The following is a 13555-nucleotide window of genomic DNA, read 5'->3' on the forward strand; positions in this document are numbered from 1 at the left end:
CAGATACGGACACGGCTGCCTTCCGACGCGGGAACGGAGGGCATTCCCCGGGTCAGACTAATTAACCGCGCCGCTACCCGCCGTTCAACGCTCGTTCTGGGATCTGAGCGTGACCCATCAGCCGGATCAGCGAAGGTTGTCGCGCAGGAACGCGATGTCGTCCTTGCGCCCCTCGTCGGCGGTTTCACAGATGACCGGCGCGTCCGCGGCTTCGACGACCGCGACAAGCAGTTGGGGATCGATCTGGCCGGTGCCGAAGTTGGCGTGCCGGTCGGCCCCGGATCCGGCCGCATCCCGCGAGTCGTTGCAGTGCACCAGGTCGATGCGGCCGGTGATCGACTGGATCCGCTCCACTGCATCGATCAGCGCTTCACCCGCAGCCCAGGCGTGGCAGGTGTCCAGGCAGAACCCGATGCCCTTGTCGCCGATGTGGTCCCACAGTCTGGCGATGGTGTCGAAGTGCCGGGCCATGGCGTGATCTCCGCCTGCCGTGTTCTCCAGGTAGACGGGCACGTCGGTCTCGAGGTAGTCCAGTGCCTTGACCCAGCGCTCGAAACCGGCGTCCATGTCGTTGTCGTCCGCGTGGCCGCCGTGCACGATCACGGCGGTGGCGTTGACCGCCGCAGCGGCATTGCAGGTCTCCTGCAAGATCTTGCGGGACGGGATCCGCACCCGATTGTTGGCCGAGGCCACGTTGATCAGGTAGGGGGCGTGTACGTAGATCGGAATCGGCGACGCCTTCAGCACGTCGGCATCCTCACGGGGCGGCGGCTTCTTCCAGCTCTGCGGGTTGCCGAGGAAGAACTGCACCACATCGGCTCCGTCTGACTGGGCCGCCGCCAGGGGGTCATCACCGTGGACATGGGATCCGATCAACACGGCCCCGAGTCTAGGCGGCAGTCCGGACAGCACGCCTGTGCGGGAGGAGTCGTCGGGACGGTCGTCGGCGGCCGACTCCCGTACCGGCTCCGGCACCGTTGGCGGCACGAACGTCGACGGCCGACTCCCGTACCGGCTCCGGCACCGTTGGCGGCACGAACGTCGACAGCGGATCCCCGTATCGACGCTCGCCCAGTGTGAATCCTGTGCGAAAACGGGCACCGGATGTCGCACACACTTCACGCTCGGCGCGCAGAGGCGACCGGCATTCACTCTCGGCACGCAGGGCGACCGGAGCTCACCGCGGCCTGCGCTCACCGCGGCCTGCGCGCACCACGCTCGGCGCGCACCGCCACGCTCGGCCCGCACCGCCACTGTCTCGCCGCGCAGAGGCGCACGAAAAAGCCCCCGCCTCCGAAGAGGCGGGGGCATTTCCGAGACTGACTACCGGTAGTCCGAGTAGCCGTAGTCGTCCAGCGGCACCGCAGCGCCGGTGGCCTGGCCGAAGTCCGGGCTGTAGTACTGATCCTCGTAGGACGGGATCGTGTACGCCGCGGCACGGGCCTCTTCGGTCGGCTGCACCTGGATGTTGCGGTACCGGTTGATGCCGGTACCGGCCGGGATCAGCTTGCCGATGATCACGTTCTCCTTCAGACCCTGCAGCTTGTCGCTGCGGCAGTTGATCGCCGCATCGGTCAGCACGCGCGTGGTCTCCTGGAACGACGCCGCCGACAGCCACGAATCGGTGGCCAGCGACGCCTTCGTGATACCCATCAGCACCGGACGACCGGCCGCGGGCTCGCCACCCTCGGCGACGACCCGGCGGTTCTCCGACTCGAACTCGGCACGCTCGGTCAGCGAACCGGGCAGGAACTCCGTCGCACCCGAATCGATGATCGTCACGCGACGCAGCATCTGCCGCACGATGACCTCGATGTGCTTGTCGTGGATCGACACACCCTGGGCCCGGTAGACCTCCTGGACCTCCTTGACGAGGTGGATCTGCACCTCGCGGGGACCCTGGACGCGCAGCACCTCGTGCGGATCGGCCGAACCTTCCAGCAGCTGCTGGCCCACCTCGACGTGATCGCCGTCGGTCAGCAGACGCTCGGAGCCGTCCTCGTGCTTGAACACCTTCAGGCGCTGACGACGGGAGAGCTTGTCGTACACGACCTCCTCGCCCCCGTCATCGGGAACGATGGTGATCTTGTAGAACTTCTCGCTCTCCTCCAGCTGCACCCGTCCGGAGACGTCGGCGATCGGGGCCCGGTTGCGCGGAACACGAGCCTCGAACAGCTCCTGCACACGCGGCAGACCACCGACGATGTCGGCGCCACCGGTCACACCGCCCTGGTGGAAGGTACGCATCGTCAGCTGCGTACCGGGCTCACCGATGGACTGCGCGGCCACGATGCCGACCGCCTCGCCGATGTCGACCAGCTTGCCGGTCGCCATCGAACGGCCGTAGCACATCGCGCAGACGCCGGTGCCGGTCGCGCAGGTCAGCACGGAGCGGACCTTCACCTCGGTGATACCCGCGGCCAGCAGCGCCTCGATGGCCGGATCGCCCAGGTCGTGACCACGCTCGACGACCACGTTGCCGTCGGCGTCGACCGCGTCGGTGGCCAGCGTGCGGGCATACGCCGACGTCTCGATGTGCTGATCGCGGACGAGCGTAGCCCCCCCATCAGCACCGTCGGCCCGCTCGGCCAGCGTGACGTTGATGCCGCGCTCGGTCTCGCAGTCGGTCTCGCGGACGATGACGTCCTGCGACACGTCGACCAGACGACGGGTCAGGTAACCCGAGTCGGCCGTACGCAGCGCCGTGTCCGCCAGACCCTTACGGGCGCCGTGGGTGTTGATGAAGTACTCCAGCACCGTCAGGCCCTCACGGAACGAGGACTTGATCGGACGCGGGATGAACTCACCCTTCGGGTTGGTCACCAGACCCTTCATGCCGGCCAGGGTCCGCGTCTGGGTGAAGTTACCCGTGGCGCCCGAATCCACGATCGTGATGATCGGGTTGTCCTTCGGGTAGTGGGCGCGCAGCGCCTCACCGACCTCTTCGGTGGCGTCCTGCCAGATCTTGACCAGGGCCTCGTTGCGCTCGTCGTGGTTGAGCGCGCCGCGCTGGTACTTCTTCTCGATGCCGTCGGCCTCGGTCTCGTACCGGTCCAGGATCTCCTGCTTCTGCGGCGGCACCAGCACGTCGGCCATGGAGACCGTCACACCGGAGCGGGTCGCCCAGAAGAAGCCGGCGTCCTTGAGCTTGTCGACGGTCTGCGCGACGACGATCATCGGGAAGCGCTCGGCCAGATCGTTGATGATCCGCGCCTGCACCTTCTTGTGCATCTGCTCGTTGACGAACGCGTACGTCGGCGGCAGCAGCTCGTTGAACAGCACCCGGCCCAACGTGGTGTGCGCGGTCCAGGCATCGCCGGGCTTCCAGCCGTCCGGGAACAACTCGGCCTCGACGTCGGCGGGCGGACGCAGCTGGCTCAGCCGCACCCGGATCTTGGCCCGCACGCTCAGCGCACCGCGATCCATCGCCATGATGGCCTCGGCCGGCGAGCTGAACACACCGGTCTCCGGCTGATCCTTGGCGGCAGCGGTGTACTCGCCGAGGTCACCGTCGATCTCGGTGGTCAGGTAGTACAGACCGGTCACCATGTCCAGACGGGGCATGGCCAGCGGACGACCCGACGCCGGCGACAGGATGTTGTTCGAGGACAGCATCAAAATGCGGGCCTCGGCCTGTGCCTCCGCGCTCAGCGGCAGGTGCACGGCCATCTGGTCGCCGTCGAAGTCGGCGTTGAACGCCTCACACACCAGCGGGTGCAGCTGGATGGCCTTGCCCTCCACCAGCTGCGGCTCGAAGGCCTGGATACCGAGGCGGTGCAGCGTGGGCGCGCGGTTGAGCAGCACCGGGTGCTCGGCGATGACCTCTTCGAGGACGTCCCACACCTGGGGCCGCTGACGCTCGACCATGCGCTTGGCGCTCTTGATGTTCTGCGCGTGGTTCAGGTCGACCAGGCGCTTCATCACGAACGGCTTGAACAGCTCGAGCGCCATCAGCTTGGGCAGACCGCACTGGTGCAGCTTGAGCTGCGGACCGACCACGATGACCGAACGGCCCGAGTAGTCGACACGCTTACCGAGCAGGTTCTGCCGGAACCGGCCCTGCTTGCCCTTGAGCAGATCCGACAGCGACTTCAGCGGACGGTTGCCCGGTCCGGTGACCGGGCGGCCGCGGCGGCCGTTGTCGAACAGCGCGTCCACCGACTCCTGGAGCATGCGCTTCTCGTTGTTGACGATGATCTCGGGCGCACCGAGGTCGATCAGACGCTTGAGCCGGTTGTTGCGGTTGATGACGCGGCGGTACAGGTCGTTCAGGTCGGAGGTGGCGAAGCGGCCACCGTCGAGCTGAACCATCGGTCGCAGCTCCGGCGGGATCACCGGAACCGCGTCGAGCACCATGCCCATCGGCGAGTTGCTGTTGGTCTGGAAGGCCGCGACGACCTTGAGGCGCTTGAGCGCGCGCAGCTTCTTCTGACCCTTGCCGCTGCGGATGACCTCGCGCAGGTTCTCGGCCTCGGCCTCGATGTCGAAGTTCTCGATGAGCTTCTTGATCGACTCGGCACCCATGGCGCCCTCGAAGTACTCGCCGTAGCGGTCCTGCAGCTCGCGGTAGAGCAACTCGTCGACGATCAGCTGCTTGGGAGCCAGCTTGGTGAACGTCGTCCAGATCTCCTCGAGCCGGTCCAGCTCGCGCTGGGCCCGGTCGCGCAGCTGACGCATCTCGCGCTCGCCGCCGTCACGCACCTTGCGCTTGACGTCGGACTTGGCGCCCTCGTCCTCGAGCTCCTTCATGTCGGCCTCGAGCTTCTGCGCCCGCGCCTCGAGGTCGGCGTCACGCTGGTCCTCGACGGCCTTGCGCTCGACGGCCATCTCGGCTTCGAGGGTGGACAGCTCGTTGTGCCGCATCTCGTCGTCGACCGCGGTGATGACGTAGGCCGCGAAGTAGATGATCTTCTCGAGATCCTTGGGCGCCAGGTCGAGCAGATACCCGAGCCGCGACGGCACACCCTTGAAGTACCAGATGTGGGTGACCGGCGCGGCCAGCTCGATGTGGCCCATCCGCTCACGACGCACCTTGGCGCGGGTCACCTCGACGCCGCAGCGCTCACAGATGATGCCCTTGAAGCGGACGCGCTTGTACTTGCCGCAGTAGCACTCCCAGTCGCGAGTCGGTCCGAAGATCTTCTCGCAGAACAGGCCGTCCTTTTCCGGCTTGAGCGTGCGGTAGTTGATGGTCTCCGGCTTCTTGACCTCACCGTAGGACCAGTTACGGATGTCGTCCGCGGTGGCCAGACCGATGCGGAGTTCATCGAAGAAGTTGACGTCTAACACGTAACTCCCTTTCCCCTTTCGGGATTAGAAAACAATCACTACTTAAGCGAGCTCGAGGATCAGGCGAGATCCTCAACCGACGCGGACTCGTTGCGGGACAGGTTGATGCCGAGGTTGGCCGCAGCGCGCTCCAGGTCCTCGTCGTCACCGTCACGCATCTCGATCGCGGCGCCGTCCGACGACAACACCTCGACGTTGAGGCACAGTGACTGCAGCTCCTTGAGCAGCACCTTGAACGACTCGGGGATGCCCGGCTCGGGGATGTTCTCGCCCTTGACGATCGCCTCGTACACCTTGACCCGGCCGACGGTGTCGTCGGACTTGATGGTCAACAGCTCCTGCAGCGTGTAGGCCGCGCCGTAGGCCTGCATGGCCCAGCACTCCATCTCACCGAACCGCTGACCACCGAACTGCGCCTTACCGCCCAGCGGCTGCTGGGTGATCATCGAGTACGGACCGGTCGAGCGGGCGTGGATCTTGTCGTCCACCAGGTGGTGCAGCTTGAGGATGTACATGTAGCCGACCGTCACCGGGTACGGGAACGGCTCTCCGCTGCGGCCGTCGAACAGCACCGCCTTGCCGTCGGAGTTGACCATCGTCTCGCCGTCGCGGTTGGGCAGCGTCGAACCGAGCAGACCCGACAGCTCGTTCTCGCGGGCACCGTCGAACACCGGGGTGGCGACGATGCTGTCGGACGGCGCCGACAGCAGGTCCTCCGGCAGGTTCGACGCCCAGTCGGGCGTGCCACCCACCACGTCGATGTTCCAGCCGGCCTTGGCGACCCACCCGAGGTGGGTTTCCAGGATCTGGCCGATGTTCATACGACGCGGCACACCGTGGGTGTTCAGGATGATGTCCACCGGGGTGCCGTCAGGCAGGAACGGCATGTCCTCGACGGGCAGGATCTTGCCGATGACGCCCTTGTTGCCGTGGCGTCCGGCCAGCTTGTCGCCGTCGGAGATCTTGCGCTTCTGCGCGACGTAGACGCGCACCAACTCGTTGACGCCGGCGGGCAGCTCGTCGTCGTCCTCACGGGAGAACACGCGGATGCCGATGACCTTGCCGGACTCACCGTGCGGCACCTTCAGCGACGTGTCGCGGACCTCGCGCGCCTTCTCACCGAAGATCGCGCGGAGCAGCCGCTCCTCCGGGGTCAGCTCGGTCTCGCCCTTCGGGGTGACCTTGCCGACCAGGATGTCGCCGTCGCGGACCTCGGCGCCGATGCGGACGATGCCGCGCTCGTCGAGGTCGGCCAGCACCTCATCGGAGACGTTCGGGATGTCCCGGGTGATCTCCTCGGCGCCCAGCTTGGTGTCGCGGGCGTCGATCTCGTGCTCCTCGATGTGGATCGAGGTGAGCACATCCTCTTCGACCAGACGGTTGCTGAGGATGATCGCGTCCTCGTAGTTGTGGCCCTCCCACGGCATGATCGCGACGAGCAGGTTCTTGCCCAGCGCCATCTCACCGTTCTCGGTGCACGGCCCGTCGGCGATGACCTGACCCGCCTCGACCCGCTGACCGGCGTCCACGATCGGACGCTGGTTGGCGCACGTGCCGTGGTTGGAGCGGGCGAACTTGCGCATCCGGTAGGTGTGCCGGGTGCCGTCGTCGGCCATCACGGTGACGTAGTCGGCGCTGACCTCCTCGATCACGCCGGCCTTGTCGGCGACGACGACGTCGCCCGCGTCGATCGCGGCGCGCAACTCCATCCCGGTACCGACCAGCGGGGCCTCGCTGCGCACCAGCGGAACGGCCTGGCGCTGCATGTTGGCACCCATGAGGGCGCGGTTGGCGTCGTCGTGTTCGAGGAACGGGATCATCGCCGTCGCGACCGACACCATCTGGCGCGGCGAGACGTCCATGTAGTCCACCTCGGCCGAGGAGACGTACTCGACCTCGCCGCCCTTGCGGCGGACCAGGACGCGGTCCTCGGTGAAGCGCTGCGATTCCGGATCCAGCGGCGAGTTGGCCTGCGCCACGACGTGGCGGTCCTCCTCGTCGGCGGTCAGGTAGACGATGTCATCGGTGACGACACCGTCGACGACCTTGCGGTACGGCGTCTCGATGAACCCGAACGGGTTGACCCGGGCGTACACCGACAGCGAGCCGATCAGGCCGATGTTCGGGCCCTCCGGGGTCTCGATCGGGCACATCCGGCCGTAGTGGCTGGGGTGCACGTCGCGGACCTCGAGGCCGGCGCGCTCACGGGACAGACCGCCGGGGCCCAGCGCCGACAGGCGGCGCTTGTGGGTCAGACCCGACAGCGGGTTGTTCTGGTCCATGAACTGCGACAGCTGGCTGGTGCCGAAGAACTCCTTGATCGCCGCCACGACGGGACGGATGTTGATCAGGGTCTGCGGCGTGATGGCCTCGACGTCCTGAGTGGTCATGCGCTCACGCACGACGCGTTCCATCCGCGACAGGCCGACCCGGATCTGGTTCTGGATCAGCTCGCCGACGGTGCGCAGACGACGGTTGCCGAAGTGGTCGATGTCATCGACCTCGACGGGCACCTCGACTCCGCCGGGCACCGTCATCGTGGTGTCCCCGGCGTGCAGCCGCACCAGGTACTCGATGGTGGCGACGATGTCCTCTTCGGTCAGCGTCGAGCTGGTGATCGGTTCACCGGAGTGCAGACCCAGCTTCTTGTTGACCTTGTAGCGGCCCACCCGGGCCAGGTCGTAGCGCTTCTCCTTGAAGAACAGGTTCTCCAGCAGCGTCTGCGCGGATTCCTTGGTCGGCGGCTCGCCCGGGCGCAGCTTGCGGTAGATGTCGAGCAGCGCCTCGTCGGTGCCGGCCGTGTTGTCCTTCTCCAGCGTGGACATCATGATCTCGGAGAACCCGAAACGCTCGGTGATCTGCTCGTTTGTCCAGCCCAACGCCTTGAGCAGCACGGTGACCGGCTGGCGGCGCTTGCGGTCGATGCGCACGCCGACGGTGTCGCGCTTGTCGACGTCGAACTCCAGCCACGCGCCGCGGCCGGGGATCACCTTGACGCTGTGCAGCAGCTTCTCGGTGGACTTGTCGATGCTCTCGTCGAAATAGACACCGGGCGAACGGACGAGCTGCGACACGACGACGCGCTCGGTGCCGTTGATGATGAAGGTGCCCTTCTCGGTCATCATCGGGAAGTCACCCATGAACACCGTCTGGCTCTTGATCTCACCGGTGTTGTTGTTGATGAACTCGGCCGTGACGAACAGCGGGGCCGCGTACGTCATGTCCTTGTCTTTGCACTCGTCGACGGGCGCCTTGACCTCGTCGAAGCGCGGATCGGAGAACGACAGGGACATCGAGCCCGAGAAATCCTCGATCGGCGACAGCTCTTCGAGCACCTCCTGGAGACCGCCGCGCGGTTCCACGTCACCGCGGTCGACGGCTCGCTGGAACCAGTCGTCGGAGCCGACCAGCCACTCGAATGACTCGGTTTGGACGTCCAGCAGCCCGGGAACCTTCAACGGCTCACGGAGCTTGGCGAAAGAAATTCGGTTAGGTGCTCCGGGAACGGAGTAATCGGTAGCTACTTCTGAACTGATCTGGCGGGACCCTGCCAAGATGCATCCTTCCAGCACCTCATGCGACCATTCGGGGGACCGGCAAGCCGGATCCCTATGAGCCGCGATATCTGCGTCGGTTCGGCTGGCCCGTCAAGCCCGGAGAACCCCCGACGCACGGCACGCGACCAGATCACTGAGCGTGGTGTTTCGGCTCAGGCGTGGTCCACGTGATCAGCGCGGTGATGGAGGGTGGGCAGGATGCAGCCAGCGCAACGTCCAACAGTACCGCAGGACGGCGTATTCCTCAACAAGCCCACGCGAGGGCGGTCAGGCGCTGGCTGGCCATCTCAACCCGTGCAAACATGCTGGCCAATAGATTGGCCCGGTTTCGTCCTTCCGTCAAGAGATAGGAGCGTGTCCGGCCCAGAAAATGACACGTTTTCTGCCGGCTCGTCGGCACAGGTCGCGAAGTCGATGCCGAACAGGATGGTCGCGCCGAAGGTCAACAGATGGTCGATCAGACTCAAGCGCTCCGCCGGGCCCGGGGTCACATAGGCGGTCGCAAGCCCCCGCGGGGTGTCGATCTGCAGCACCTCACCCGGGTCGCCGTAGTAGGGCGCGGTGGCCTGACCGGCGAACATGTCATTGAGCCAGGCTGCGTTCAGGATCTCGGAGGCGTCGATGTTCTGCTCCCGCGAGAACCCCGTGACGAGGTACAGCGCAAACTGGACCAGCGGGTTGCCACCCAGCATGGTGTCCGAGTGCAGACCGTCGACCAGTCTTACCCCGACGAACTCACCGGGGCGGGCGTCGCTGAGGGCCGTGTTCGCCGCACCGCTGATGTTCCAGAAGTAGGACCGGCCGGCGAGGTTGTAGATGGGCACGTCATCGGGCAGCGCGTCCAGCGCGTCCGGAACCACCGAGCCGAAGCCCACCCCGTCGAGCATGACGACTCCGGCGAGCCGGTCGGCGCTGCCGTTGCCGACCATGTAGCCCGCAGTGCCCGCGACCAGCCCGCCGCCCAGCGAGTGTCCGGTCAGTGCGACCTGCTCGACGCCGTCGAGCAGCGTGGCGCTGTAGCCGGCGGCCAGGGCGCTCTCCGCCAGCGCAGTGTTGCCGTCGGCGAACAGGTCGGCGACGGCGCGGTGCATCGGCGAACCGCCCAGCCAACAGCCGTCGCAGGCCAGGAAGTTCGACGTCAGCGACGTCGTGACGACGATGCTGTTGGTCGACTCGGCCAGCCGGGCCGCGGTGTAGCTGTAGAACGGTCCGGCAGCCAGGAAGCCGTGCTGCAGATAGACCAGCCGCTGCGGAGTCGGCCCCGCCGGCACGTACCAGTCGGCGGGCACCTCGTAGCCCTCGCCGCAATCGATCTCCAGCGTCGAGCTGCGCACCGTCACGGTGCTGTCGCGGGGCAGCTGGGCGGGCCCACCGAACACCCGGATCAATCCGCCGTAGACGTTGAACACGATGGTGCCCAGCAGGCTGAGCAGCGTCTGCCGGGCGGGCGGGGCGGCGTGACTGGTCGCGTCGTCGGCATCGGCCGTCGTCGACGTCAGGGCCAGTTGCGTCGAGGCCGGCACGGACCGCAGCGAGGCGACGGGCGCGCGATCTGCCGCGGCCTCGGCCGACGGTGCTGAGGGGGCCGGGACGGCGGCCTCCCCAGGGACCGGCGCGGTGCCGGAGCCGGTGTCTCTGTCGCTGTCGCTGGATAAGACAGGGTCGCCGGTGGGGTTGCCGACCGGCTCGTTCGTTGCGGTCTCCGCCGCGTCGCGCTCCGGCTCCGCGTCGCGCTCGGGCGCGGCGGCACCTTCCGGCTCGGCCGCACGCCCGGAGGCGCTGTCGTCGACGCCATCAGTCTCGTCGGAGGCCTCGGGGATATTCGCGTCCTCGGCCTCGTCGTCGACCGCTGCCGGCGGCTCGTCAGCCTCGCCGGTGTCCGCATCGTCGACGGCTCCGTCGTCAGCGGGAGCGGCCTCACCCTCGTCGAGATCATCGGTCTCGCCGAAATCGTCCTCGGCGACAGCGTCCGCGAGGTCGGACGGATCCGCACCGTCGGACGACGCGGCGGCCTCGGCGCTGCCGTCCTTGTCCTCGGAGTCCGGGCGCGTGCTCGGCTGTGTTTCCGCCGCGTCGGCGCCCCCGCCGGTTGCCCCGTCCGCGGCCGCGAGCGCCAGTCCGGCTCCGCCCAGCATCGCTGCCGACATTCCGGCGGCGACGACGCCGGCCCCCACAACCACCGACCACCGGTCGAACATCGCAGCTCCCGTCAGGAAATCCAGCGAAACCTATCGCGGCCGCCGGACCGGCCGCCGGAGTTTGCGTCGAATCACGCCACCCGGGTGGTCGCCTTCGACGCCTGGCGCGTGTAACCGGGCGTGACGTAGGTGCACTGCACGGTCCCCGGGTTCAACAGACACGTGAAAAGCACGTCGAGCGGTCCGACGTACTGGTGCACGACGGGGTAGACCTGCGCCACCGACGGCACCCACCAGCCGGTGAAGATGTTGAGCATCGAGCCGGGCGTGCCGTAGAGGCGGGCCGTGTGGGTGCCGTAGAGCATGTCGGTGATCCATCCCGCAGACAGCATCTCGCCCGCTGCGACGTTCCACGGCTTGGAGAATCCGGTCGCGAGGTAGGACGCGAACTGGATCATCGGACTGCTGCTCTGCATGGCGTCGGCGTGCAATCCACCGTTGACGAGAACACCGGTGAATTCCCCGGGACGCGCCTCGGCGAGATCTGTGCTGGCGCCACCGAAGTCGTTCCAGCCGTACGGTTCGCCGGCGAGGTTGTAGACCGGGATGTCTCGCGGGATCTTGGCCAGGTCCGAGCTGAGGTGGTCGCCGAACCCGACGCCGTCGAGCATGACCACACCGGCGAGGTCGTCGGTGGCATCCAGATCGGCCAGGTACCCGGCCACGCCCACGGCGAGCCCGCCACCTGCGGAGTGACCGGCCAGGACCACCCGGCTCGGCAGGGTCTTGTGATACCCGGCCGCTTGCGCGCTGGCGTTCAGAGCCGCTCGGTCACCGGTGAACAGGTCGGCGACCGCCCGGTGCGTCCGGGACAGCATCAGCGGATAACCGTCGATGTCGAAGATGTTCCACGTCAAGGTCGGTGCCACGACGATGCTCAGCGTCTTCTCTGCCAGGTACGCCGCGGTGGCGCTGTAGAACGACGCCGTGGCCATGAACCCGTGCTGCAGATAGATGATGCCGGCGGGCTTGTCGGTGTCGGGGAAGTACCAGTCGGCGGGCACCTCGACGTCACCGATCTGCAGCGTCGAGCTCTCGACCCGCACGTTGCTGCCCAGCGGCGCCCGCACCGGGCCGGCGAGGAACTGCATTGCGCCGGTGTAGAAGTTGTAGATGGCGGTGCCGATGTCGTCGAGCATCTCGGCGAAGTCCTGCACGGCCTGCAGCCAGGGTGCCTGCACGGCGGCCGCGCGCATGACGACTGCGGCGTCGGTCGCCCCGAGGTCGGTCTCGACACTCGTCACGAACGACGACGGCTCGGCGTCCGGCGTGGTGACCGCGTCGTCGCCGGCGTCCTCTCCGGACTCAGCGGACGGCGGTGCGGCCTCGGCAGCATCGGTCTGCTCGAACGGAAGGCCCCCCGCCGCGGTGTCAGGCGCGACTGCGGACGGGTCGTCGACGTCCGGTTCCGCGGTCGCGTCGTCCGAGCGCTCTGGAGCTCCGGCAGAGTCGTCGGCCGGGGTCTCCGATTCGCCGGAGGGTGACGTCTCAGGCGGGGACGCTTCGGCATCCACGCCGACGCCGTGATCGCCCACCTCGTCGTCACCGTCGTCGGTGATCTCCTGCTCGAGGTCGTCGGCGTCCTCGTCGTCCTGGTGTTCGTCGTCGCTGAGGTCGCTGCCGCCGCCATCGTCGACGGACACGTCATCGTGGCCGTCCGGTTCCTGGCCGTCCGACACCGACTCCGCATCGGCGTCGTCGTCCTTGCGGTGCTTGCCGGGCTTGTCCGCGCCGGTCGACGAGGTGGCCCTGCCCGGCCCCGAGGCGTCCCCGTCTGACTCACCGGAGTCCTTCGACCCCGACGCCGGCTGCGACTCCGATCCCGCCGAAGCACCGTCGTCGGCGGTCGCGATGCCCGCGCCGGTCAGCATCGCCGCCGACATTCCCCCCGCCAGAAAGCCTGCCCCCAGCCAGACCCGATAGCGGTCGACCATCTTTCTCCTGTCAAGAGTCGCGGACCGTCGCAACGCAGGTAGCCGGCAAGCAACTTCTGCGACCTGAACGGACAATTCTGGCAAACTGTATAGCCGAGCAGAGCAACCCGCAAGGGCGCCGTGCCAGAAAATTGACGAATCGGGAAGAAATTCGCAATGACGCTGTTCCTGCGGTTCTTTCTGTACGCCACTGCGGCCGACGAGCACACTCGACTGCCGTCTGTATCGCCACATTGCGCCACGCTTGTGCAAAACAGCAACTATTGACACAGGCGCCACACATGGTGGCGATATTTCCCTCGACAATATTTGCCGAGTTGCTGTAATCGCAGCTGAGCGCGCAATTGGAGACAGGTCACAATTGGGGAAACCGCTGTTCGAGCCACCGCAGTCGTCGCGCGGCACGACTCGGCAGCACCACCCACGTCAGCGACGGGGCGTTGCCGGGCTGCGCGGTAGGCCTTCGTCCGGCAGCTGCACCGGGGGTGTGCGGGGCCGCGTCCAGTGCAGGCGCGGCGCCCCGCCGCTCACCGACAGTCAGGCGCAGTAGAGACGCCGACGGGCGCCGCGTGTGTCA

General features: G+C 67.1%; 5 protein-coding genes. All 5 read right to left on the bottom strand.

Translation table 11 applies throughout. The features are described from left to right. Positions 1 to 126: 126 nt before the first annotated feature. The gene (locus ACEWX3_RS23430; RefSeq protein WP_374157818.1) at positions 127 to 879 is read right to left on the bottom strand and encodes a deoxyribonuclease IV; all 753 of its coding nucleotides are present in this window, start codon (positions 877 to 879) and stop codon (positions 127 to 129) included. 444 nt (positions 880 to 1323) lie between these two features. After that, a complete protein-coding gene (locus ACEWX3_RS23435; protein WP_374157819.1) occupies positions 1324 to 5289 on the bottom strand; it encodes a DNA-directed RNA polymerase subunit beta' in 3966 nt (1321 codons plus the stop codon). 59 nt (positions 5290 to 5348) lie between these two features. Further along, positions 5349 to 8861 (bottom strand): DNA-directed RNA polymerase subunit beta, encoded by a 3513-nt coding sequence (locus ACEWX3_RS23440; protein WP_207064834.1) that lies wholly within the window; start codon positions 8859 to 8861, stop codon positions 5349 to 5351. A 272-nt stretch (positions 8862 to 9133) separates the two neighbouring features. Next, positions 9134 to 11044, bottom strand: a complete 1911-nt coding sequence (locus tag ACEWX3_RS23445) for a hypothetical protein (protein ID WP_374157820.1) — start codon at positions 11042 to 11044, stop codon at positions 9134 to 9136. Between the two features lie 71 nt (positions 11045 to 11115). Then, positions 11116 to 12978 carry an alpha/beta hydrolase gene (locus ACEWX3_RS23450; protein ID WP_374157821.1) on the bottom strand — a complete coding sequence of 621 codons (1863 nt, stop codon included), beginning with the start codon at positions 12976 to 12978 and terminating at the stop codon, positions 11116 to 11118. Positions 12979 to 13555: the final 577 nt, after the last annotated feature.

This window comes from Mycobacterium sp. G7A2 (genome assembly GCF_041902445.1).
Lineage (GTDB): Bacteria > Actinomycetota > Actinomycetes > Mycobacteriales > Mycobacteriaceae > Mycobacterium.